Source organism: Pyxidicoccus sp. M15, from assembly GCF_056858435.1.
In genome coordinates this window covers 10359889-10382899 of the sequence record NZ_CM166495.1, presented here as the reverse complement: position 1 = coordinate 10382899, position 23011 = coordinate 10359889, and the positions used below count along the sequence as shown (strand labels likewise).

Below are 23011 nucleotides of genomic sequence, written 5' to 3'. Positions count from 1 at the left end.
CGTTTCCAGGCCCCGCGCCCCGCGAGTCACTCACGTGTGCGAGTGAGGACTAGAACAGCCGGATGGTGCTCGGCTGGCCGCCCGAGCGCACGCTGCGCAGCTGCTGCGCGCTGCCGTACACGTTGGCCTCCGCGCAGGAGCCCAGCGCGCCGATGTAGCGCACGTTGATGCTGTCCACGGCGCCGCGCGGGCGCACGATGATGCCGCTGAAGCGCACCAGCGTGTTGCGGTCGTCGGAGTCGAACGGCGTCTCCGGGTTCTTGAAGCCCACCGTCAGCGTCAGGCCGTCCGCGGACACCTCGGTCGTCACCGTCTCGGAGGCGTTGTTGTTCGGCTGGTCCGTCACGAAGCGGCCCATGTTGCCGTCGACGTCGATGTCCGTGGTGAGCAGCTGCGCCACCTGGCAGTCCGCCGTGCGCGGCGCGACTTCCACCGGCCGGTTGAACGTCACCACCAGCTTGCCCGCGGCGCCCAGGAGCGCGTCCGGGTCATCCGCGTTGGAGAACACCGCGTAGAAGCTCTGGTCCGTCGCGCCGGAGCCGCTGATGGCCATCGCCTGCTCCGGCTGGCTCATGCCCGCGGTGATGTCCGCCTGGCCCGACAGCACGCGGCCGTCGACCGCGCCGCTCAGCACCGCCTCGCAGTGGTACGTGGCGCCGTTGACCAGCTGCGCGCCCGGAATCACGGCGATGCCGTTGGCATCCGTGGTGGCGCTCACCGTCGTGCTGCCCGTCGCCTCCGGCGGCAGGAAGCTGCCCGCCGTCTGCAGCGTGTTCGTCTGGTCCAGCCGGTACTGGCAGTTCACCTTCACGTCCGGCACCGCGCGGCCGTCGAGATTCACCAGGAAGCGGTAGTCCACCGCGAAGCCCGTGGGGAACATGCGGAGGTTGACCACCTCCTGCGCGCTCTCCTGCTCGAAGTCGTTGCTCCACGTCTGCATGGTGTAGCGCCCCATGAAGCGCTCGTAGCCCGGCGCCTGCGCGAAGATGGGGAACTCCTCGCCCAGGGGGATGCCCTCAATCTGGTAGCAGCCGTCCGCCTCGATGCTGTTCTCCTGCGTCAGGTCGCCCTCGCCACAGGGCTTCGCCCGGCGGAACTCGCCGCGGATGACGGCGTACACCTGGGACTTGGACGCGTCGTCGTCGTCGAGGTTGTTCTTGCCGTCGTTCGCCTGGAAGAAGTTCATGCGCTGGCCGCTCTGGCCATCCACCACGAACCCGACAACGCGACCCTCGCCACCGCTGCTGCAGCCCGTGGCCGCCGCCAGCGTGAGCACCACGAACGCCTTCTTCAGCTTCTGCATGTTGGCCCCCCTCTGTGTGTGTTGAGGCAGGGCCGCTGAATAGTCGAAGTGTCAACGCATCGCCAGTGGGCGCCCGGACGGGGCGCCTACACCCCGGGGCCGGCTCTACCCGGCCCACGGGTGCGTGCTGGCGCTCACTTCACGTCAGTCACCTTCAGCGCGCCGATGAGGGGGGTGATTTCGGCGTTCCCCTCCTCGCCGAAGGCGAAGTGCGTGGCGTCCGCCACCACCTGGTTGAAGGTGGGGTCCATCTGGGTCCACTCGCCCACGTAGGCCTCCACCCACTCATGCCAGTAGAGGGCGGGCACGCCGTCCTGGTTCACCATGTAGATGACGCCGTCCACGCGCCGCGCGGGAATGCCCGCCGCGCGCAGCAGGGCCACCGCCAGCAGCGAGTGCTCCGTGCAGTCCCCGCGCCGCTGGCTCAGCACGTCCGTGGCCCGGTCCGCGCTGGCCCCGTAGTCCTTCTCCAGATTCGTGGCCACCCAGGTGTTCACCTTCTGGGCCGCGCGGTACGCGTCCTTCTCGTCGCCGACAATCTTCTTCGACTGCTCGCGGATGGCCGGGGAGTCGCTCTCCACGATGATGGAGGACTTGAGGTTGTCCCCGCCGTCCGGGTCCGCCAGCGGCCGGGGCTTGCGGGCCTTCTCCGAGGGGGCCGCCGCCGACAGCGTCACCTCCACCCTGCCGTCGGGCAGGGGCTTGAAGTGCTGCCGGTACGTCTCCTCGCGGAACTTCTCCGGCAGCCCCTGCACCACCAGCGTCACCTTGCCGGGCACGGCGCGCGCGGACTCGGGCAGCGGCCTGGGGAGCACCACGCGGGTGAGGCCGAACACCTCCACCAGGTCCAGGCGCTTGGCGACGGGCTCCGTCTCCTTGCGCGCCTGCATCGTCTGGCCGAAGTCCACCAGCACCGTCTCTCCGCGCTGGGTGATGAACGAGGTGACGGGCACCTTCTCCTTCTCCGATAGCGTGCTGACCTTGCTCAGCTTCACCTTCACCCCGTTGATGACCCGCTGCTCCGGGGGCTCCACGGTGGTGGTGAGGCCGTAGGTCTCCAAATCCAGCCCGTCCAGCGTGAAGCCCGTCATCTTCGCCTTGCGCAGCAGGGCCACGCGCGCCGAGTCCGCGTCCTCCACGTGCTCCTTCGGGGTGGGCAGCTTCGGCAGTTCCTCGTCCGGGCGGCCCGGGCGCTTGCGCACCACGCGCATGCCGTCGGGCAGGGCCGTGCCCTCCAGCGACTGGTCTCCGCCGTCCCCCTTCTGCGTCACGGTGAAGGACAGCAGGCGCCCGCCGGGCTTCGCCTCGTAGACGCGCTCCTCGCGGTGCACGCGCTCGGACACGCGCGTGGCCACCATGGCCTTGAAGACGAGCTGGTTGGTGGCCTTCACCCGCGCGGGCTCGCCGGGCAGCAGCTCCAGGTCCGTGAAGAGCCAGCCCACCTTCTTGTCCATGAGGTAGAGGCCGAAGTACTCTCCCCCCTTCGGACGGGGGGCCTTCACCACGTCCGACAGCTCGGCCTTCGCCGGGGCCGTCGTTGACGCCGCGGCCCGGGCCGCAGGCTTCGGCGCGGACGCGGCGGGAGCCTGGGCGAGGACAGGCGGCGCGCCCGTCAACAGGGCGCACAGGGACACGGCGGCGAGGGACGTCAGGCGGAGCGGGCGGGTCATCACGCCCCTTCTAACGAGGGAAGGGGCCGTTGTCTTCAACCGCCCCGCGCCGCGTCCCTCACGGGACTACATCCGCTTGGTGAGGATGATGAGGTCGTCCCCCACCTTGTAGAAGTCGCGGATGCGCGCCTCCTCGCCGTACTTCATGGAGGCGTAGAAGCCGCGGGTGGGGCCGTAGGCCTCCGTGGCGCTCGTCTCCACGCGGATGAGGCGGCCGTTGCGGCGGCGGATGTCGCCCTCCATGGCGGACACCAGCGCGGCGCCCACGCCCTGGCCCCGGACCTCCGGCGCGGAGGCAATCCAGTACAGGTCGTAGGTGTCCTCCGTCATCGGCGTGGGGCCGTAGCAGACGTAGCCGACCAGCTGCCCGCCCCGGTCCGCGACGATGATGGAGTAGTCCGTGTTGCCCGGCGTGAGCGCGATGCCGACCAGCTCGATGGCGACCTCAACCTCCTGCGGCGAGAAGGTTTCGATCTTTCGAATCAGTGCGGCGAGGGGCTCCTTGTCCTTTGCGACGAGTGGCCGGATATCCATGTGCTCTCTCGAGAGCGACCTCCACGAGCCGGGCCGCCAGGGCCGCATAGTCCATGCCCGCGGCCTTGGCGGCCTTGGCGAACCCTGCGCTCGGATGAAGGTCACAGTTGGGGTTGATGTCGATGACGTAGGGCATGCCCTCCGGGGAAACCCGGAGATCGACCCGTCCATAGTCCTGACAGTCCAGTGCTGCAAAGGCTTCTAGCGCCACTTGCACGCAACGCGCCTCCAGCGTCACGTCCACCTGGCAGGGCCCGCTGGTCGTGTCGCGGTACTCGTCCGACTCCGGCTCCCACTTGGCGGTGTAGGAGACGATGTTCGGCCGTGCCTCGAAGGTACGGCCGAAATGAATCTCCGTCAGCGGCAGCGGCTGGCGCGGCTGGTTGCCCAGCAGCGGCACGTAGATTTCGCGCCCGGGAATGAACTGCTCCACGAGGGCCGGCTGATGGAAGGTGCGGAGCACCGCGTCACAGGCCCGCACCAGCGCGGCGCGCTCATGGACGACGGAGTCGGCCGTCACGCCCACGCTGGCGTCCTCGCGCGCGGGCTTGACGATGAGGGGCCAGGGCAGGTCCACCGCCAGCGCGTCCTCCAGCCGGCTCACCACGCGGAAGGCGGGGGTGGGCACGCCGCGCGCGCTCAGCACCTCCTTGGCCTTCGGCTTGTGGAGCGCCAGCCCGAGCGACAGGGCGGACGAGCCGGTGTAGGCCAGCCCCAGCGCGTCGAGCAGGCAGGGGACCGCCATCTCCCCGCGGCTGTCCGCCGCGAGCGACTCGCAGAGGTTGACGACGAGGTCCGGCTGGCGCCGACGCAGGGTGTCCACGAAGTCCAGCCGGTCGCCTTCGATGGCGAGCGGCTCGGCCAGGGTGTCTCCTCGGGAGAGGGCCTCGGCCAGGGCCGAGGCGACGCGAACGACATCCTCGCGGGCCTCCCGTCCGGGGTCGTCCTCGAGGAGGTCGTGGTCGCGGTTGTGCAGCAGAATGATGTGCATTCGGAAGTGGGCGAAGGGTTAGCACGTCCCCCGAATTGATCCCAGTCCGTGGATGACGGTCGGCTACCTCCTGGGCTACCTCCCGGAGGGGTATGAAGTACGGTTGGCTACCTCCCGGAGAGGTATCCAGGAGTATGGAAAGAGAACCATGCGCATCCGCGACCCCATCCACGGCACCATCCCGGTGAGTGACTCGGAGAAGGCCGTCATCGACAGCCGGCACTACCAGCGGCTGCGCTACGTGCGCCAGTTGGGCTTCGGAGACCTCGCCTTCCCGGGGGCCACGCACACCCGCCACATCCACTCCCTGGGGGCCATGCACGTGGCCTCGCGCGTCTTCGGCGCGGTGGCCTCCCGCTCGTCGCTGCCGGACGATGTGCGGGAGCGCTTCTGTGCGGCCGTCCGGCTGGCGGTGCTCTGCCACGACCTGGGGCACATGCCCCTGTCCCATGCCTCGGAGCGCATCGCCCCGAAGCGCTCGCTCCTGCGGCTGCCCTCCTGGCTGGACTCCGCGGCGGAGGGAGAGCAGGCCACCCACGAGGACTACACGGCGAAAATCCTGCTCGACAGCTCGCTGACGCCCATCATCGAGCGGCACTTCGGCTCGCTGGGCATCACCCCCATGGCGTCCGTGGCGCTGATTACCGGCGCGAAGCCGCCGAAGGACCCGGGCTTCACGCACCAGGGCGTGGACTGGACGCCGCTCTTGCGCGCCATCGTGTCGGGGGAGCTGGACGCGGACCGGATGGACTACCTGCTGCGGGATTCCTTCTACACGGGGGTCAACTACGGTCGCTACGACATGGATTGGATCATCGGGAACCTCAACCCGGCGGTGAAGGACGGGCGGGCGTACCTCGCGCTGAGCCGGGCGGCGGCGTTCGCCTTCGAGGACTTCCTGCTCAGCCGCTACCACATGTTCGTGTCGGTGTACCTGCACCACACCTCGGTGAACTTCGACTACATGCTGCGGCGCTACTACGAGGAGTCGCCCGGCGAGTTCGAGATTCCGTCGGACCCGGAGGCCTTCCTCCTCTGCGACGACGCGGCGCTCTGGTACACGCTGCGCCGCTCGAAGAACCGCTGGGCGGAGCGCATCAGCCGGCGGCAGGGCTTCAAGCTGCTGGCCCAGTTCACCGAGCGCGACACGGGCTACGATTTGGACGTCCTGCGCAGCGCGCTGGTGACGCACAACTTCGAGCACTATGTCGTCGAGTCGATGAACGTGCTGAGCAAGTACGCCTCCGGCGCGGGGAGCAAGGGGCCGAGCCTGTTCATCATCGACGCTTCCACCGGGCGGCTGACGGAAGTGGCGCGCTACACCCCCCTGTATCAGCGCTACAGTGGCGCGGTGCGCCTCAGCCGGCTGTACGTGCGGCCGGACCAGGCGGACAAGGCACACGAGCTGATGGGCCGGCTCCTCGGCCAGACGGTGCAACCATGAGTGAGCGTCTCCCCGGTCTGGGCCTCGGCCTGGACACCAGTCACACCCCCGTCGAGCCGCGCGCGTCCTCGGTGGCGGTGCTCTACCGGCGCGCGGGCGCGGGCGTGGAGGTGTTCTGGGTGAAGCGCGGCAAGCAGCTTGCCTTCGCGGGTGGCTTCTACGCCTTCCCGGGCGGGAAGCTGGACGCCGCGGACGCCGAGGTGCCCGTGCGGGGCGCGACGGGAGAGGAGGCCGCGCTGCGCTCGGCCGCCGCGCGCGAGCTGTTCGAGGAGGCCGGCGTGCTGGTGGCCGAGGGCGCGGAGGCGCTCCCGCCGGAGCGGCTGAAGGCGCTGCGCAAGGCGCTGCTGGCGGGGGAGCGGGGCTGGGGCGACCTCTTGAAGGCGGAGGGGCTGGAGCTGCGCGCGGACGACTTCCGCGCCGCGGGCCGGTGGGTGACGCCGCCGTCCCTGCCGGTGCGCTTCGACACGCGCTTCTATCTGGTGGAAGCGCCGGAGCACTCGCGCGCGGAGTGGTGGCCCGGGGAGCTGTCCGAGGGGGCGTGGGTGACGCCCGCGGAGGCGCTGGCGCGGTGGGGAAACGGCACGGCGCTCTTGCACCCGCCCGCGCTGCATGCCTTCCAGGTGCTCGGCGCCTTCACGGACGAGGCGGAGGCGCGGGCGCGGATGACGACGCCGCCGTTCTGCCCGGGCTACGTCGCCCAGCGCATCGAGTTCCAGCAGGGCGTGCGCGTCATGGCGCTGGAGACGCCCACGCTGCCGCCGGCCGCGCACACGAATGCGTACGTGCTGGGCAACGGCGAGCTCTTGGTGGTGGACCCGGGCGCCTCGGACGTGAAGCAGTACGCGAGGCTGCTGTCGCTCCTGTCGGGGCTGAAGGCGGAGGGCTTCAAGGTGGTGGCGGTGGTGCTCACCCACCACCACGGGGACCACGTCGGCGGGGCGCGCGCGGTGAAGGAGCGGCTGGGCGTGCCGCTGTGGTGCCATGCGCTCACGGCGGACCGGCTGGACTTCCCGGTGGAGCGGCTGCTGGAGGATGGCGAGGTGCTGGAGCTGGCCGGCGACGTGCCGCAGCGCTGGCGCGTGCTGCATACGCCCGGACATGCGCGGGGCCACGTCTGCCTGGTGGACGAGCGCAGCCGCGCGGCGGTGGTGGGGGACATGGTGGCGGGCGTGGGCACCATCGTCATCGACCCGCCCGAGGGCAACATGCGCGAGTACCTGACGCAGCTCGCGCGGCTGCGGGATTTGCCCGTGACGACGCTGTACCCCGCGCACGGCCCGCCGCTGCCGGACGGGCCCGCGAAGCTGCAGGAGTACCTGGACCACCGCGCCCTGCGCGAGTCGCTCATCCTCCAGGCGGTGCCGCCGGAGGGGGCCACGCTGGCGCAGGTGGTGTCCACGGCCTACGCGGACACGCCGCCGCTGTTGCACCCGGTGGCCGAGCGCAGCGCGCTGGCCACGCTGGAGAAGCTGATGGAGGAGGGCCGGGTGCGCGAGGAGTCGCTCCAGTACTTCCGCGTGTAGTCGCGGCCCTTCAGAAGCGGCCCATCAGCCCCAGGCGGGGCCCGTGCTCCGTCATGCCCGCCAGGGGCACCACCCGGACCTGGGACGGGCGGGAGATGGAGGGCGGGGGCGCGGCGGGCCCGGACGCCTGGGACAGCTCGTAGCCCACGGTGGCGCCGGCGACGGGCATCACCAGCAGCGCCAGCGAGAGCGCGTCACTGTCGCCCGAGTCCAGCAGCAGCGAGCCCAGCAGCGCGCCGCCCCAGCCCACGAGGCTGCCGCCCGCGGTGGCGAGGAAGGTGCCCCTGCCCCCCACGAGCCGGCCGCCCAGCCACGTGCCCGCGGGGATGCCAATCAGCACGCCGGTGAAGCCGCCCACGAGCGACACGACATTGCACTCGTCGCAGCCCACCGTGGGCAGCGCCAGGACGTAGCCCGTCACCAGCCCCACCGTGCCCGCGACGATTCCACCGGCGGTGCCTCCCACCAGCTCCAACGCCACGCGGGGCACGGGGTCCTCGGCGGGCACGGCGGCGCGGCCGGGACGGGACGGCCTGCTCGCGGTGGTGGGGGGCTCCTCGCCCCGGTCCGACGGCTCGCGGGGGTCCTCGCCCTCGGGAGGCGGCTGGCGGGACGGCCGGTCCGAGCTCCCGGGCGGAGGGACGGGGATGAGCGGCGGCGGGGTCAGCTCGGAGGCGGGGGCCTGGGCGGGCTCGGCTTCGGACGCCTCGGCGGGCGCCTGCTGTCCCCAGGCGGCACGGGTGCCCGCGAGGACGAGGACGGCCAGCCAGGTGGAGAGCGCGCGCGGAGGCTTCACCGGGGCGACGCTACCGCAAGGCGGGGCCGGCCGTCGCGTCAGCTCGCGGAGACCTCGGGCACGCGCGGCGAGCGGCTCCGGCGGCGCAGCAGCAGCCAGACAAGGGGGGCCGCGGCCAGCAGCGCCTGCGGGACGAGCGACACCGCGTCCGGGTAGATGCCGAGCAGGTCCACGGTGATGAAGCGCAGCGGCACCAGCGGCAGGGCGTCCACCTCCTGCAGCGAGTGCAGGCCCTTGCCCAGCAGCATGACGGCGGTGACGACGAGGATGACGGTGGACGCGTTGAAGAGCGTCTTCATCGGCAGCCGGTAGCCCACGCGATTGACGAAGAGGACCAGCACGAGGATGGCCACCACGCCGAGCAGCGCGCCCCAGGCCACGCCCGCCGGGGAGTCCAGCGCGAGCCCCTGGAGGAAGATGGCCGTCTCGAAGCTCTCGCGCAGCACGGCGGTGAAGGAGATGAAGAACAGGCCCGCGAGGCTGCCGCGCCCCAGCGCCCCCTGCATCTTCGAGCGAAGCTCGCCCATGAACTGGCTCATGTTGGAGCGCGCGTTGAGCCACAGCGCGGCGTACAGCAGCATGCCCACCGCGAGCAGCGCGGCCACGGCCTCCATCCACTCGCGCTGCGCGCCGGCCAGCAGGTGGCGGCCCAGCACGTAGGCGAGGGCGCCGACGACGAGCGCGGAGATCCACCCGGCGTGCACCACGCGCACGTGCTCGGTGGCCTTCATCTTCTTCAGCGCCGCCAGCAGCGCGGCGACGATGATGGTGGCCTCGAAGCCCTCGCGCAGCATGATGAGCAGCGTCAGCCACATCGTGGACATCAGGTCCGCCGCGCTGCCCGTGCTCCGGCGCGCCTGGTCCAGCAGGGAAATCAGCTCGCGTCCCTCGTCCTGCAGGTGGGGGCTGCCGCTGTCCGCCGCCATCCGTGCCTGGAGGAAGGCCTTCTCCAGCCGCGCCACCAGCGCCGGGTCTCTCGAGCTCAGCTTGGGCTCCACCGGCTCCAGGCCATTGAGGTACGCGTCCAGCAGGGCCGCCTTCGCGGCGGCGCCGTTTCCGGCGGCGCCCTGGCGCATGGCCTCTTCGATGCCCTCGCGCGCCAGGAGCAGCGAGCGCTCCTCGTCCGCGTCCGGCAGCTTGCGGCGCAGGCACGCGAGGTGCTCCTGGCCGTACTCCTTCACCAGGGCGTCATCGGTGGAGTTGGCCAGCCGCTCCAGCGAGGCGCTCGGAGGCGTGCCCTCGCAGGCGGGCAGGCGCAGGGTGAAGACGAAGAAGGCCAGCGACCAGCGCTCCTCCTCGGAGAGGGTGGGGTAGGCCGGCATCGACGTGCCCGGCACGCCGAAGCTGGTGGTGTTGAAGGCCTTGTAGGGGGTGAGGCCGCCCATCAGCTCGGCGTCCTGGAAATTGGCGGGGGCGGGCTCCATGTTCGCGGCGATGGGCACGTCCGCGTGGCCGTCCACGCCGTGGCACGCCGCGCAGTTGGTCTTGTAGAGCTCCTCGCCGCGCTTCAGGTCCGGCGGGCGGCGCGGGCTGCGGGCGAGGCCGCCGGCCAGCACCAGGTCCTCCACCAGCGTGCCGCAGTCCCGGCTGACGCCCGGCGCGTCCTGGGCAAGGTCCACCCGCGCCTGGATGGCCTGCACGCGCGGCAGGAACGCCTCCGCGGAAGGCCCGAGCGCCTTCGCCGCGTCCACCGCCTCCGCCGCGAAGCTCTTCTGCTCCGCCAGCTCGAACTCCGACTGGGACTCGATGGCCAGAGGGTAGTCCGCCTCCAGGTACTGGAGGATGCCGATCAGCCGGTGCCAGGTCCGCTCTTCCGAGGTGCCCTCGGCACGGGCCGACAGGGGCAGCACGAACAGCAGGCACAGTACGGACAGGGCAGCGCGATTCATGGCCCCCGGTCTACCAGCCGAGGGCCCGTATCTCAATCTTGAGAGTCAATATCAAAATCACGGCGCATCAAGCACCCGATAAGGCGGGGCGGTCCGGTCCGGTCCACTGCTCCACCTGGAGCGAGCGGATGCGCAGACGGTCCAGCTTCCAGTCCCCGCCGCGGAGCCGGCCAATGGCCAGGGCGCCGATGGCGAGCGCGCCGACGCTGAGCGCCCCCATGGTGAGGGCGCCCAGGGCGGTGGCGCCCGAGGCGAGCGCGGGGAAGGCGCGGGGCCGGGGATGGCGCCGGGCTCGGAGCAGGGAGGCGAGTCGCAGGGAGACGGTGAGCGCGGCGCCGTTGGCGGCGGTGAGGGCGGCGGCGCTGGCCAGGGCCGCGACGCGCCAGGGAAAGTCGGCGGGACGGGTGGTGATGGCGGTCTGCATGCCGTGGAAGTGGGCATGTGCCGACAGGGTGCCAGCAGCCGGCGTGCGGAGCGCCCGTCGGGACGGGCACTCCCTGGGCGTTCGAGATGTCAGGGGACAGGTGGAAAAGGGCGTCCATGCCCCCATGGACCTGGATGTGCCCGCCCCGAAGCCCGCCGCGCCGCTGAAGATGTACATCCTCATCCGCGAGTCGGTGCCCACCGGGCACGCGGTGCTGGCGGCGGCGCACGCGTCGCTCGCGGCGTACCTGAAGTTCAAGGACACGCCCGAGGTGGCCGAGTGGCTCGCCGGTCCGTTCTACAAGGCAGTGTGCCGGGTGTCGGACGCGGAGTTCGAGCAGGGCCGGGCCTGCGAGGACCATGTCGTGCTCACCGAGTCCTCCCTGGGCGGGCAGGAGGTGGCCATCGCCTTCCGGCCCCGGCGCGAGTGGCCGAAGGCGTTCCGGTTCTTCCGCCTGTTCAAGTGACGCGGACGCGCCTCGGCGCACGAAGGTGAGGCGCACGTGGAGGCCCCGGCGCGTGCTGTACGGGGCGTCAGCGCACGCACGAAGGCGAGGCGTGCGTGGAGGCCACTGTGCGTGCTGGACGGGGCGTCAGCGCACGCACGAAGGTGAGGCGCGAGTGGAGGGCACGGCGCGTGCGGGACGGGCTCACCGCTCGTACGTGAGGAACGCGTGGGGCAGCTCGGCCTCCGGGTGCTGCTCATCCTCGACGAGCCGCCAGCCGGACAGGTCCACCTCGGGGAAGTACGTGTCGCCGGGGAACTCGCGGGCGATGCGTGTGAGGTAGAGCCGGTTCCAGCGGTCCATTGTCTGCGCGTACAGGTCCGCGCCACCGGCGATGAACACCTCGCCGTCGCCACGTGCCCCGGCCAGCGAAAGCGCCTCGTCCACCGAGTGCGCCACCGTGACGCCCGGGGGCGCGTAGTCCTTCTGCCGGGTGACGACGATGAAGGTGCGGCCCGGCAACGGGCGGCCGATGGACTCGTACGTCTTGCGGCCCATGACCAGGGTGTGGCCCATGGTGAGCTTCTTGAAGCGGGCCAGGTCCGCGGACAGGCGCCACGGGAGCTGGTTGCCGGCGCCGATGACCCGGTTGGAGGCCATGGCGACGATGGCGGACAGTCTCATACAGCCACGGGCGCCTTGATGGCGGGGTGCGGCTCGTAGTCCTCGAGCGTGAAGTCCTCGTACTTGAAGGCGAACAGGTCCTTCACGTCGGGGTTGATGCGCATGCGGGGCAGGGGACGCGGCTCGCGCTGGAGCTGCGTCTTCGCCTGCTCCACGTGGTTGAGGTACAGGTGCGCGTCGCCCACGGTGTGGATGAACTCGTGCGCCTTCAGGCCCGTCACCTGCGCCACCATCATCGTCAGCAGCGAGTACGAGGCGATGTTGAACGGCAGCCCGAGGAAGATGTCCGCGCTGCGCTGGTAGAGCTGGCAGGACAGCTTCCCGTCGGCCACGTAGAACTGGAAGAGCACGTGGCAGGGCGGCAGCTTCATGGAGGGCAGGTCCGCCACGTTCCACGCGCTGACGATGTGCCGGCGCGAGTCGGGGTTCTTCTTCAGCCCCTCCACCAGCCCGTTCATCTGGTCGATGTGTTCACCGTTGGGCGCGGTCCACGAGCGCCACTGGTGGCCATACACGGGGCCGAGGCTGCCGTCCGCGTTGGCCCACTCGTCCCAGATGGTGACGTTGTGCGCCTGGAGCGAGCGCACGTTGGTGTCCCCCGCGAGCATCCACAGCAGCTCGTGGAGGATGGACTTCACGTGCAGCTTCTTCGTGGTGACGAGCGGGAAGCCCTGCGTGAGGTCGAACCTCAGTTGGTGGCCGAAGACACTGAGCGTGCCCGTGCCGGTTCGGTCGCCCTTCTTCGTCCCATGGTTGAGGACGTGGTCGAGCAGGGAGAGATATGGCCGCATACGGCCATGTAGGATCGGCGCCAGTCTGGATCAAGTCTTTGACGTATCCGTCCGCCTTCCCGTGGACGACGCCCGCGCGCTGCCGTTACAAGCCGGCCAACGATGAAGATCTATACGAAGAGTGGAGACGCCGGAGAGACGGGGCTGTTCGGTGGCGGACGCGTCCCCAAGGACGACGAGCGCGTGGACGCATACGGCGAGGTGGACGAGCTGAACGCCACCCTCGGCCTGGCGCGCGGCTTCCCGATGCCGGCGGACATGGACGCGCTGCTGCAGCGCCTCCAGGACCAGCTCTTCACGCTGGGCGCGGTGATGGCGACGCCCGCGGACACCAAGGCGTCCTCGTACATTCCCGAGCTGAAGGCGGAGTGGACGGCGGACATGGAGCGCGTCATCGACGGCTTCGAGGCCGAGCTGCCGAAGATGACCCACTTCATCCTCCCCGGGGGCACCCAGGCCGCCGCCGCGCTGCACCTGGCGCGGACCGTGTGCCGCCGCACGGAGCGCCGCACGGTGCCGCTGCTGCGCGAGGGGAAGATTCCGCAGGCCGTGGTCGTCTACCTGAACCGGCTCTCGGACCTGCTGTTCGTCATGGCCCGGCTGGCGAACCACCGGGCTGGCGTCCCGGACGTGAAGTGGATACCGGAGAAGAGGAGCACGCCGTAGAAGACGCCCGATGAACTCGCTGCCCACCTCCCAGCTTCGCGAGCTCGCCAGCCTCGTTGGCTTCGACCTGGTGGGCTTCGCGCGCGCGGAGCCGATTCCGCCCACCTTCCTGATGGAGTGGGTGGAGTCCGGCTACGCGGCGGACATGGACTGGATGGGAGAGCGGGCCGCCGAGCGCCTGGATGTGCAGAAGCTGCTCCCGGGCGCACGGACGGTCATCTCCTTCGCGAACAACTACTGGCGGGACGACGCGCAGACGGTGGACTCGCCGATTGCCCGCTACGCACGGGGGCGTGACTACCACTCCACGCTGCGCGACAGGATGAAGGCCTTCCGCAAGGCGGTGGTCGCCATGTTCCCGGGCGTGGGCACCTACGGGAGCGTGGACAGCGGCCCGCTGATGGAGAAGGTGTGGGCCGCGCGCGCGGGGCTGGGGTACGTGGGGAAGAACGGCTGCTTCATCACCGAGCCCTATGGCTCGTGGGTGCTGCTGGCCACGCTCATCCTGGACGTGGAGGTGGATGCGTACGGGGAGGGCCCGGCGGCGGACCGGTGTGGTTCATGCCGCCGCTGCCTCATGTCCTGTCCCACGGGAGCGCTGGTGGGCAACGGCCGCGTGGACGCGCGGGCGTGCCTGTCCTACCAGACGATTGAGAACCGCGAGCGCGAGGTGCCCGAGGCGTTCCGTCTCAAGTTCGACAACCTCATCTTCGGCTGCGACATCTGCCAGCAGGTGTGTCCGCTCAACCGGCGTCCGGTGTTCGCGGAACACCCACGCTTCGCGCCGCGAGCGGTGGCGGAGCTGGGCACGCTGGAGCTGGCGGGGCTGACAGCGGAACAGTATGAGCACCTCGTACCCGGTACAGCGCTGGCACGGGCGCGGTACGACGGGCTCCGCCGCAACGCGGTGTATGCGCTGGGCGTCGCGAAGCGGGCGGATGCCCGGCCGCTGCTCGAAAAGCTCTGCGGCGACACGAGCGAGTTGGTACGTACAGCGGCGCAATGGGCGCTCAGCCAGCTCGACCCCTGACCTCCACCGCTGCCTCCTCCTCGCTGGGCCTGGTGTACGCAGGCATGTGCGTCCAGGTCGTCATCAGCGCGGGTACGTACCTCGCCGGCAAGCGGGCGATGACGGAGCTGCCGCCGCTCACGGTGGTGATGTGGCGCTTCATCCTGAGCGGCGCGGTGTTCGTGTTGCTGCTGGGGCTGACGCCGGGGCCGAAGCTGCCGCCGCGCCACGAGTGGAAGCGGGTGCTGGGACTGGGGCTCTTGGCGGGGCCGGTGAACCAGGCGTTCTTCTTCTATGGCCTGTCGAAGTCCTCGGCGGCGCACGCGGCGCTGTTCTATTCGCTCACGCCGCTGGGCGTGTACCTGCTGAGCCTGGCGCGAGGGCATGAGCGGGCGTCACTGCGCGCGGTGGGAGGCATCGCCACGGCCTTCGTGGGCGTGGTGGTGCTGCTGCTGGGACGGGGGCTGGCGGACGCGAGCGGCTCGTTGATGGGCGATTTGCTCATCCTCGGCGCGGTGGTGGCGTGGGTGGGGTACACGACGGAGGGCAAGCCCTTCGTGGCAGCGCACGGGACGATTCGCGCGACGGCGTGGAGCATGGTGGCGGCGACGCTGATGATGCTGCTCATGGCGCCGTTCATGGCGAAGCCCGCCGAGGTGATGGCGGCGAGCAACGCGGCGAAGGGCTCCATCGTGTACCTGGGGCTGCTCACGTCGGTGGTGGCGTACCTCATCTGGTACTACGCGCTGTCGAAGGTGCCGGCGTCGAAGGTGGCCATCTTCTCGAACCTCCAGCCGCCGACCACCGCGGTGGCCGCGTGGCTGCTCTTGGGCGAGGCGCTGCACTGGGAAATCGCGGTGGGCGGTGTGCTCGTGCTCGCGGGCGTGCGGTTGACGCAGACGGCGCACGTGCGGCCTCCGCCGTCGGCGCCGCTGCCTCCGGAAGGTGAGCGGCAGGCCGCGTAGGCGCTGCGCCGGAACCCGCCCGCGCGCTGGGTTGACACCCGGGGCACGCCGGCTATCGTTTCCCCCCATGATGATGTCCAAGCACATGCGGTTCGCGGTGTTCCTGGGCGCCTGAGGCGCTTCGAGAACCCTGACCTGGCGTGGCCCGTTGGCCCGCCTTTCTCGGCTGCCCTGCCGTGGCGGCCATGCGAACCCATTGGACACACTCATGACTGACCCCAAGCCCGCGCTCTCTCGAGCGCAGCTCGACTCGTTCATCAACGACGGCTTCGTCCGCGTCGACAACGCCTTTCCCCGTGCCGTGGCCGACGAGGCCCGCGCCATTCTCTGGGCCGACACCGGCTGCGACCCGGACAATCCAGCCACCTGGACCCGTCCGGTCATCCGCCTCAACCAGTACGCCCATCCGCCCTTTCGGGCTGCCGCCAGCACCCCGCTCCTTCACGGCGCCTTCGACCAGCTCGTCGGGCCCGGACGGTGGCGGAAGCCTGGCGCACTCGGCACCTTCCCCGTCCGCTTCCCGTCAACGGAGGACCCGGGCGACGCCGGCTGGCATGTCGATGTCTCCTTCAACTTCGAGCATCCCGACTTCATGGAGTGGTGCGTGAATGTCTCCTCCACGGGCCGTCTCCTGCTGATGCTGTTCCTCTTCTCGGACGTGGGAGAGGACGATGCCCCGACCCGCATCCGGGTGGGCTCGCACCTCGACATCGCGCGCCAGCTTGCGCCTGCCGGTGAGGCGGGGCTAAGCCTGCGCGAGCTCGCCGCCGACAACTTCGCCCGAAGCGCCCACCGGCGCGAGGCGCTGGCGACCGGTCCGGCTGGCACCGTCTACCTCTGCCATCCCTTCCTGGTGCATGCGGCCCAGCCGCACCGGGGCACGAGGCCGCGCTTCATGGCGCAACCCCCGCTCCTCCCCGCCGAGCCGCTGAAGCTCGAACGCGCGGACAGCGAATACTCGCCCGTCGAGCTCGCCATCCGGCGCGCGCTGACCCTCGCCTGAGCACCACCGGGCGGCCCGAGAAGGTTGGGGCGGCGTGCTGCTGCGAAGGCACGCCGCCCGACGACGGCCCACCGGGTGCCTCGACAGTCACGGGTCCGCGGTGGCCCAGGCCTCGGCGACCTGGAGCATCTCGCGGCCGCCCTCCAGGCCAATCTTCAGGCACAGCAGGCCCGAGGAGGTGCACTCCATCAGACCCCATTGCCAGACCGCATCCGGGGCCGCGCCGGTGAGCGCCACCAGCCGGTCTCTGCGCGCCCGCCCCAGGGCCACGGGGTCTCCGGCCAGCAGCTCGGGCGTCCACTCGCGCATGAGGACGCCCAGGTCGTAGGCCTTCTCGATGAAGAGCCCGTCCGGGTCGATGAACTTGAACCGGTCCGCCCCTTCGCCGGGAGCCCGCAGCGTGTTCCACGAGTGGGCGTCGCCATGGCCCAGCACCGCTGACTCGGGGGTGTACGCCCGCCGCCGCGACTCCGCGAAGGCCTGGGCCCTGGCCACCAGTCGCTCGGAGCACGGCCGCCCCAGCTCTTCCCAGAGCTCCAGGATGAAGGCCTCCAGGCTGTCTGCCTTCCCCGCCCCGGTGATGAAGCCCATCGGCTCCGAGGGCTTCGACCACGCCGCGTTCAGGGTGGCGCAAATCGCCGTCATCTCGGCCTCCGGCGACCATCCCAGGGTGGCCAGCGGCGCGCCCAGCCGCTCCAGCAGCATCGCGCCCCGCGCACGCTCATGGCGGTAGACCTCGCAGTAGCCGCGTCCCTGCGCCGCCAGCAGCGCGTCGAGCTCGCGCACCGCCGGGTCCTCCTGCGACCCGGCCACCTTCAACACCGCTTCCCGGCCGTCCTCCAGCGCCACCTCCATCACCAGGCCTTGCGTGCCGCCCGTCAGGACGCGGCCCGGCACCAGCCCCCAGTCCGCGACCAGTCCGTCCACCACGCCCGGCAGCGCCGCCAACCAGGCCGCTCCGGCCGCGCCTTCCGACAGCGCCCTGAGCCTCACGGGCTCCGGGATTTCGAGCGGCACGGGAGGTGGACGGGTGGGCATCGGGTCCTCAGTCGCCGTTCGGGTCCCAGTCGGAGATGTCCTTCTTCGGCGCTGGCGCGGGCGCCGGTGTCTGGCGGGGCGGCGCCTTCGTCGTCGTCGCGGGCTTGCGCGACGGTGGAGGCGCCGCAATCACCGCGGGCTCCTCATCCAGCAGCGGGTCCTTCGCCTCGGTGCTCGCGGCGGGCGTCTCCGGCTCGGACTTCGCCGGCGCGCTCTTCCCCCCGGACTTCGCCACCGGCGCGGGCTCCGGCGGCGCGTCCAGCGGCTCCAGGCCCTCCAGCCCCAGTGACTTCTCGGGCTCCGGCTCCGCGTCCGAGGCCCGGTACCCGCTGCGCTGCGAACCCGGAGAGGAGCTCCCCGTCACCATCTCCTCCGCGTTCGCGCGGCTCGACGTCGCCCGCGAGCCCGAGGCACGCGATGGGGCCGGCGCGGGCGGCACCTCCTCGCGCCGGGGCGGCACTTCCTCGCGCGCCGCCTCCGAGGCCCGGTACGACTCCCGCCGCTCCGGCTCACCCTTCGGGTTGGACGCTGGGACATCACCGTACGGGTCGTCCCTGCTCGAGCGCTTGGGCGCCGGGTCGTCGTCTCCGAACGGGTCGTCCTCCTGGCTCTTCTTCGTCTTCTTCCGCGCCGGCTCGGACTTGCGGGACGGGCGCGCATCGTCGTTCGCCACCCCGGGCGGCAAATCCTTCAGCGACGAGTGCCGGTTGGCGCAGTGGTCCAGCGTGTCCTGGCACTCGGCCATGCACGAGGTCAGCTTCTTGATGGTGCGCCCGCTGCCTCCGTACTCGATGGCGCAGTCCTCCTTGCACGAGGAGTAGTCCTCCTGGCAGCCGGTGGGGACGGCGGCGGCCGCGGGGGCGGAGGCGAAGAGCAGGGCGAGGAGCGGGTAGGCACGCATGACGAATGCGAAAACTACCAGTCTTCTCGCCTCACGGCGCCAGGGGCCCGCGCTATGGTCCGCGTTCGCGGCACTCATGCCTAGAGGAGGCACATGGCTGTCAGGGTGGGCATCATCGGGAGCCACGGACTCGGACAGACGCTGGGTGTCCTCGGTCGGGGGGAGTCCCACACCCTGGAGACGCCCTTCGGCCCCCACGCCGGCCCCATCATCACCACCGAGCTGGACGGCGTGTCCGTGGTCTACGTGTCCCGCCATGGCCCCGGCCACATCTACAACGCCACCCGCGCCCCGTACCGCGCCAACCTCTTCGCGCTGAAGCTGCTCGGCGTCACCCACGTGCTCGCCACCGGCACCGTGGGCAGCCTGCGCGAGCACCTCCAGCCGCTCCAGCTCGTCCTGCCGGACCAGGTCATCGACCGCACCTACCGCCGGCCCTGCACCTTCTACGACGACGTCGCCGTCCACGTGGAGCTGGGCAGCCCCTTCTGCGCCACGCTGCGCGCCGTGCTCGCCGCCGCCGCGGACCCGCGGGGCCCCACCGTCCACCCCGACGCCACCTACGTCTGCGTCGAGGGGCCCTCGCTCAGCACGCGCGCGGAGAGCCTCCTCTACCAGTCCTGGGGCGGGGACCTGGTCGGCATGACGGTCATGCCCGAGGCCCGGCTCGCGCGCGAGGCGGAGCTGCACTACGCGCTGGTGGCCCTGCCCACCGACTACGACTCGTGGCGGCCGCCGCCTCCGGGCCAGGCGCACGAGGACCTGCTGACGCAGGTCTCCCACAACGTCCAGGCCGCCACCGTCAGCGCCGCCGCCCTCATCCGCCGCGCGCTGCCCCGGATTGCCGAGCCCCGCGGCAACGGCTGCCGCTGTGACACCGCGCTCGCGCTGGCCATCGCCACCGACCGGGCCCGCATCCCCGACGAGGTCCGCACCCGGCTTCGTCCACTGCTGGGCAGATACCTCCCACCCAACGTCGCCTGAGCGGCCCGAGCGGCGCCTGTCCGGCCGGGCGCCTGCCTGCTCGCCTGCTGCCAATCCTCCCCACCGTTCCCACCTTCCTCGCCCCGGGGGGAGAGGCGAGCGAGGAGGGGAGATGCGATTGTTCAGGCTCAAGTACCTGACATGGCGCGAGTTCGGCCGGCGCTTCGTGAAGGAGTTCCAGGAGGACACCGTCACCGACATCGCCGCCCAGCTGTCGTACTACCTGCTCTTCTCGCTGTTCCCGTTCCTCTTCTTCCTCTTCACGCTCGTCGCCTACCTGCCCTTCGCACCGGGCGCGGTGGACGCGATGGTGGACCGCATCCGTCCGCTGGTCCCCGGGGACGCGCTGGAGCTGGTGACGGGCCACCTGCAGTCGCTGGTCAACCAGCCGAGGCCGAAGCTGCTGACGGCGGGCCTCATCATCGCCCTGTGGACGGCGTCGCGCGGCGTGGACGCCCTGCGCAAGGCGCTCAACCTGGCCTACGACGTGCCCGAGTCCCGCCCCATCTGGAAGACGCAGGGGCTGGCCATGCTGGTGACGCTCGTCGGCACGCTGCTCATCCCGCTGTCCTTCACCATCTTCCTGCTCGGCGGACGGCTGGGCGCGTGGGTCGCCGACAAGCTGCAGCTCGTCGACGAGTTCTACCTCGTCTGGTCCTGGCTGCGCTGGCCCTTCACCGCCTCGCTGGTGATGCTGGCGCTCGCGCTCTGCTACTACCTGCTCCCCGACGTGAAGCAGAAGTTCAAGTACATCACCCCCGGCTCCATGCTGGGCACGGGCATCTGGCTGACGAGCACCTGGGGCTTCACGCAGTACGTGGAGCACTTCGGCAAGTACAACGTCACCTACGGCTCCATCGGCGGCGTTGTGGTGCTGCTCTTGTGGCTCTACATCTCCGGGCTCGTCTTCATCCTCGGCGGCGAAATCAACGCCATCCTCGAGCACGCGTCCGCGGAGGGGAAGGAGAAGGGGGCGCGCGACTTCGACCAGCCCGCGCCGCTGGAGCCGCCCGTCATGACGCCCGGGGCGGCGAAGAGCGCCAGCAGCGCGAAGAAGTCGCGGCTGGCGCGCTTCCGGTGGAGGCGGCGGGTGGCCCGGGGCCAGTCCCCCGAGCCCACCCTTCCGGAGCTGGAGCGCGAGCCCCCCTCCCACCTGCACTGAGCGCCGCGCGGGCTACTTCTTGCCCAGCTTCTGGTGGATGGCCGGCAGCCCGCCCGGGCTGTTGTTGCTGCCGCGCAGGTTGTTCTGCGAGATGACCTTCTGCAGGTGCGCGATGCGGTCCTGGTTCGTGGGGTGCGTGCTCAGCCACTTCATGAAGGCCGGCGAGTCCCCCTGCTCCTTCTGCAGCTTCTGGAAGAAGGTGATGAGCCCGCGCGGGTCATAGCCGGCGCCGGACGTGTAGCGGGCGCCGTACTCGTCGGCCTCGGTCTCCTCGCTGCGGCCGTGCGCGAGCATCGTCCCGCCGCCCACGAGCTGCGCCGCCACGGTCGCCACCGCGCCCGGGTTCTTCCCCAGCGCCGCCTGGGTGACGGCCTGCAGGCCGAGCTGGTTCACCATGGCGCGCGCGGAGTGGCGGCCCACCACGTGGCCCGCCTCGTGCGCCATGACGCCGACCAGCTCCGCCTCCGTGTCCGCCGCCAGGATGAGGCCCGTGTAGACGTACAGGTAGCCGCCCGGCGTGGCGAACGCGTTCACCATCTTCGGGTCGTCGATGACGTTGACCTTCCACTTCACGCCCGGCCGGTCCTTCGTGGCCTGCCGGAGGACGGGCGCGGAGATGCTCTTCACGTAGTCGACGACGGCGGCGTCCTGGACGTACTTGATCTTCTCCTTCGTCTCGAGCTCCTTCTTGACCTCCTTGCCCAGCTCCTCCTCCTGCTCGTCGGAGATGAGGGTGGACGCGATGGCCTTCTCCGCCTGGATGCGCTGCTTCGCGCAGCCCGTGGTGAGGCCCATCGCCAGGGTGAGGCCCAGTACCATCGAGAGGATTCGTTGCATGACCGGGTGTGCCTTTCGTTCCATGAGTTGATTCGTCGGGAGCGGGCCCCGACTCTTGGGCAGCGCCCGCCTCCGGGCAAGCGTCGCGTGGGGCTTCGTCCTCCAGGGACGTGAAGCGGACCGAATCCATCCAAACACCGGCGGCGCTCCAGCCCGTGCCCCCACCGGGGGGCCCGGCGAGCCTTGCGGCACCGGGCTCCGGTACGGACTCTTGAAGTTACGGGTGCCCCGCGCGCGGCGCCCGGGGAGGCGCGGATGTCACGTCCCGTATGGGTGGGCTCGCTGGGCTTCGGCCTGGTGAGCGTCCCGGTGAGGCTCTACAGCGCTGTCAGCCCGAAGCAGGCGCAATTCCACCTGCTGCACGACGCGGACGGCGCTCGCATCCAGAACAAGCGGGTGTGCTCGGCGGACGGCGAGGAGGTGGCCTACGAGCACGTGGTGAAGGGGTACGAGCTCGAGGACGGCCGCCGCGTGACGGTGACGCGCGGGGAATTGGAGGCCTTCGCCCCGCAGTCCAGCCGCGTCATCGAGCTGGAGGACTTCGTGGAGGCGGGGGAGATAGACCCCATCCACTACGACACGCCCTACCACCTGGTCCCCGCCGAGGGGGCCGAGCGCGCGTACTCGCTGCTGGTCTCCGCGCTGCGCGAGGCGGGCCGCGTGGGCATCGGCCACTTCGTGCTCTACCAGAAGGGACACCTGTGCGCGGTGCGCCCCCATGGCCGGGGGCTGCTCCTGTCCACGCTCCACTACGCGGAGGAGATGGTGTCCCAGGACAGCCTCGCGGAGCTCTCACACGTGAGCGAGCATCCGCAGCCGCGCGAGCTGGAGGCGGCGCTGCACCTCGTCGAGGCCCGCGCCACGCACTTCGAGCCCCAGCGCTACCACGACGTCCACCGCGAGCGGCTGCTGGCCTTCATCGAGCGCCGCGCGGCGCGCACCCGTCCGAAGACGGCGGAGAAGTGGCCCGTCGTGCACGCGGGGGCCACCGCGGGGCCTCCGTCGCAGAGCGATTTGCTCGCGGCGCTGGAGCGGAGCGTGGCCGCGCTCCGGGCCGGCCAGCCGCTGCCGCCCGAAGAGGGCTCGCTGCGACTGCGCCCACAGGCCGCGGCGCGCGAGGTCCGGGAGCGGCGCGGCGGAGGCGAGGCCTCCACGTCCAGCACCCCGGAGCCCCGGCGGAAGAAGGACGACGGCGGCGAGCCGTCGGCCTGAGCCTCCCGCCGGGCGGAAAGAGGACGACGCGCTACTTCAGACGGCCTTCGCAGGCGTCGTAGTCGATGTTGGAGAAGTACGCGTCCACGTACTTGCCGCGCTCGTTCGCCTTGTAGTCCGGCGTGAAGGCGTGCTCCCACGCGTCCATGATGATGATGGGCTTGAAGCCGGCGATGTTGTTGGTCTCGTGCAGGGTGATCCAGTGGTTGGACAGCCACCCGGTGCGCGGGTCCTGGAACGTCACGGCCCAGCCGATGCCCGGCATGGTGGCCACGGCCTTGAAGTCCGCGAACCAGTTCTCGAAGGAGCCGAAGCTCTCCTCCATGGCCTTCTTCAGCTTCGCCGGCGGCGTGGCGCCCGAGCCACCCGGCTTCATGTTGCCGAAGTAGTACTCGTGGAGGACCATGCCGTTGTACTCGAAGCCCAGCCGGCGGGTCATCTCCGCGTAGGCCGGGTTGGTGCCCGCGGCCTCGCCCTTGAGCTGCAGGCCCGAGAGCGTCTCGGTCAGCTTGTTGGTGCGGTTGACGTAGCCCTCGTACAGCTTGAAGTGCGTCTCGAGGACGGCGTCGCTGAGCCCCTTGAGGCCCTTGAGCTGCGGGAACTGCATCGGCGTGTACTTCTTCTGCGGAACGTCCGCCATGCTGCCTCCAGCGAATGGGTGGTGTTGGGTCGGAAGCCCGCCTCATAACGGAGGCGGGGCTTCCCGGCGCGGGGAACTTCACGCCGGTGTGCGCGGTACG

General features: G+C 70.7%; 23 protein-coding genes. 10 read left to right on the top strand and 13 right to left on the bottom strand.

All coding sequences use genetic code 11. The features are described from left to right. Positions 1-49: 49 nt before the first annotated feature. From ACX9TP_RS38305 to ACX9TP_RS38290, 4 genes are all read right to left on the bottom strand, one after another. Positions 50-1303 carry a hypothetical protein gene (locus ACX9TP_RS38305; RefSeq protein ID WP_482975617.1) on the bottom strand — a complete coding sequence of 418 codons (1254 nt, stop codon included), beginning with the start codon at positions 1301-1303 and terminating at the stop codon, positions 50-52. 134 nt (positions 1304-1437) lie between these two features. Beyond that, positions 1438-2973: a transglutaminase domain-containing protein gene (locus ACX9TP_RS38300; RefSeq protein ID WP_482975616.1), complete on the bottom strand. Its 1536-nt coding sequence runs from the start codon at positions 2971-2973 to the stop codon at positions 1438-1440. Positions 2974-3039: 66 nt separating this feature from the next. Continuing rightward, positions 3040-3507, bottom strand: a complete 468-nt coding sequence (locus ACX9TP_RS38295) for a GNAT family N-acetyltransferase (RefSeq protein ID WP_482975615.1) — start codon at positions 3505-3507, stop codon at positions 3040-3042. Beyond that, positions 3419-4498 carry a D-alanine--D-alanine ligase family protein gene (locus ACX9TP_RS38290; RefSeq protein WP_482975614.1) on the bottom strand — a complete coding sequence of 360 codons (1080 nt, stop codon included), beginning with the start codon at positions 4496-4498 and terminating at the stop codon, positions 3419-3421. Before ACX9TP_RS38290 ends, ACX9TP_RS38295 begins: the two co-directional genes overlap by 89 nt. A gap of 148 nt (positions 4499-4646) precedes the next feature. Here ACX9TP_RS38290 and ACX9TP_RS38285 point away from each other — a divergent pair, with 148 nt between their 5' ends. Together ACX9TP_RS38285 and ACX9TP_RS38280 are read left to right on the top strand one after the other, a co-directional pair. Further along, a complete protein-coding gene (locus tag ACX9TP_RS38285) occupies positions 4647-5942 on the top strand; it encodes an HD domain-containing protein (protein WP_482975613.1) in 1296 nt (431 codons plus the stop codon). Beyond that, positions 5939-7465: an MBL fold metallo-hydrolase gene (locus ACX9TP_RS38280; protein WP_482975612.1), complete on the top strand. Its 1527-nt coding sequence runs from the start codon at positions 5939-5941 to the stop codon at positions 7463-7465. Before ACX9TP_RS38285 ends, ACX9TP_RS38280 begins: the two co-directional genes overlap by 4 nt. A 10-nt stretch (positions 7466-7475) precedes the next feature. On the opposite strand, the gene ACX9TP_RS38275 is transcribed toward ACX9TP_RS38280, so the two are convergent. The 3 genes from ACX9TP_RS38275 to ACX9TP_RS38265 form a co-directional block, all read right to left on the bottom strand. Then, positions 7476-8261 (bottom strand): GlsB/YeaQ/YmgE family stress response membrane protein, encoded by a 786-nt coding sequence (locus ACX9TP_RS38275; protein ID WP_482975611.1) that lies wholly within the window; start codon positions 8259-8261, stop codon positions 7476-7478. Between the two features lie 38 nt (positions 8262-8299). After that, on the bottom strand, positions 8300-10150 hold the full coding sequence (locus tag ACX9TP_RS38270) for a cytochrome c/FTR1 family iron permease (RefSeq protein WP_482975610.1): 1851 nt from the start codon (positions 10148-10150) through the stop codon (positions 8300-8302). 67 nt (positions 10151-10217) lie between these two features. Next, the gene (locus ACX9TP_RS38265; protein WP_482975609.1) at positions 10218-10574 is read right to left on the bottom strand and encodes a hypothetical protein; all 357 of its coding nucleotides are present in this window, start codon (positions 10572-10574) and stop codon (positions 10218-10220) included. 124 nt (positions 10575-10698) lie between these two features. Here ACX9TP_RS38265 and ACX9TP_RS38260 point away from each other — a divergent pair, with 124 nt between their 5' ends. Next, positions 10699-11040, top strand: coding sequence for a hypothetical protein (locus tag ACX9TP_RS38260; protein WP_482975608.1), 342 nt, complete (start codon positions 10699-10701; stop codon positions 11038-11040). A 183-nt stretch (positions 11041-11223) separates the two neighbouring features. Here ACX9TP_RS38260 and ACX9TP_RS38255 read toward each other — a convergent pair whose 3' ends face one another. Next, positions 11224-11703, bottom strand: a complete 480-nt coding sequence (locus ACX9TP_RS38255; RefSeq protein ID WP_482975607.1) for a dihydrofolate reductase — start codon at positions 11701-11703, stop codon at positions 11224-11226. Continuing rightward, positions 11700-12494 carry a thymidylate synthase gene (locus tag ACX9TP_RS38250; protein ID WP_482975606.1) on the bottom strand — a complete coding sequence of 265 codons (795 nt, stop codon included), beginning with the start codon at positions 12492-12494 and terminating at the stop codon, positions 11700-11702. Before ACX9TP_RS38250 ends, ACX9TP_RS38255 begins: the two co-directional genes overlap by 4 nt. A gap of 102 nt (positions 12495-12596) precedes the next feature. Between ACX9TP_RS38250 and ACX9TP_RS38245 the strand changes: the two genes are divergently transcribed. The 4 genes from ACX9TP_RS38245 (at position 12597) to ACX9TP_RS38230 (ending at position 16137) form a co-directional block, all read left to right on the top strand. Further along, the gene (locus tag ACX9TP_RS38245; protein WP_482975605.1) at positions 12597-13160 is read left to right on the top strand and encodes a cob(I)yrinic acid a,c-diamide adenosyltransferase; all 564 of its coding nucleotides are present in this window, start codon (positions 12597-12599) and stop codon (positions 13158-13160) included. Positions 13161-13170: 10 nt separating this feature from the next. Then, positions 13171-14190, top strand: coding sequence for a tRNA epoxyqueuosine(34) reductase QueG (queG, locus tag ACX9TP_RS38240; RefSeq protein ID WP_482975604.1), 1020 nt, complete (start codon positions 13171-13173; stop codon positions 14188-14190). Between the two features lie 44 nt (positions 14191-14234). Continuing rightward, entirely contained in the window at positions 14235-15134 is a 900-nt protein-coding gene (locus tag ACX9TP_RS38235) for a DMT family transporter (RefSeq protein WP_482975603.1), read from the top strand. A 208-nt stretch (positions 15135-15342) separates the two neighbouring features. Continuing rightward, positions 15343-16137 (top strand): phytanoyl-CoA dioxygenase family protein, encoded by a 795-nt coding sequence (locus ACX9TP_RS38230; RefSeq protein WP_482975602.1) that lies wholly within the window; start codon positions 15343-15345, stop codon positions 16135-16137. A gap of 87 nt (positions 16138-16224) precedes the next feature. Here ACX9TP_RS38230 and ACX9TP_RS38225 read toward each other — a convergent pair whose 3' ends face one another. Beyond that, positions 16225-17175, bottom strand: a complete 951-nt coding sequence (locus tag ACX9TP_RS38225; protein ID WP_482975601.1) for an aminoglycoside phosphotransferase family protein — start codon at positions 17173-17175, stop codon at positions 16225-16227. Between the two features lie 7 nt (positions 17176-17182). Continuing rightward, a complete protein-coding gene (locus ACX9TP_RS38220; RefSeq protein WP_482975600.1) occupies positions 17183-18076 on the bottom strand; it encodes a hypothetical protein in 894 nt (297 codons plus the stop codon). Between the two features lie 93 nt (positions 18077-18169). Here ACX9TP_RS38220 and ACX9TP_RS38215 point away from each other — a divergent pair, with 93 nt between their 5' ends. After that, a complete protein-coding gene (locus tag ACX9TP_RS38215; protein WP_482975599.1) occupies positions 18170-19060 on the top strand; it encodes an MTAP family purine nucleoside phosphorylase in 891 nt (296 codons plus the stop codon). A 112-nt stretch (positions 19061-19172) separates the two neighbouring features. Continuing rightward, complete coding sequence (locus ACX9TP_RS38210) at positions 19173-20222, top strand: YihY/virulence factor BrkB family protein (protein WP_482975598.1); 1050 nt, start codon at positions 19173-19175, stop codon at positions 20220-20222. Between the two features lie 12 nt (positions 20223-20234). Here the strand turns inward: ACX9TP_RS38210 and ACX9TP_RS38205 are convergent, their stop codons facing one another. Next, the gene (locus ACX9TP_RS38205) at positions 20235-21059 is read right to left on the bottom strand and encodes a M48 family metallopeptidase (RefSeq protein WP_482975597.1); all 825 of its coding nucleotides are present in this window, start codon (positions 21057-21059) and stop codon (positions 20235-20237) included. Positions 21060-21314: 255 nt separating this feature from the next. On the opposite strand from ACX9TP_RS38205, the gene ku reads away from it, so the two are divergent. Continuing rightward, positions 21315-22271, top strand: a complete 957-nt coding sequence (gene ku, locus ACX9TP_RS38200; protein ID WP_482975596.1) for a non-homologous end joining protein Ku — start codon at positions 21315-21317, stop codon at positions 22269-22271. Positions 22272-22302: 31 nt separating this feature from the next. Here ku and ACX9TP_RS38195 read toward each other — a convergent pair whose 3' ends face one another. Next, positions 22303-22911: a superoxide dismutase gene (locus tag ACX9TP_RS38195; protein WP_253986506.1), complete on the bottom strand. Its 609-nt coding sequence runs from the start codon at positions 22909-22911 to the stop codon at positions 22303-22305. Between the last annotated feature and the right edge of the window lie 100 nt (positions 22912-23011).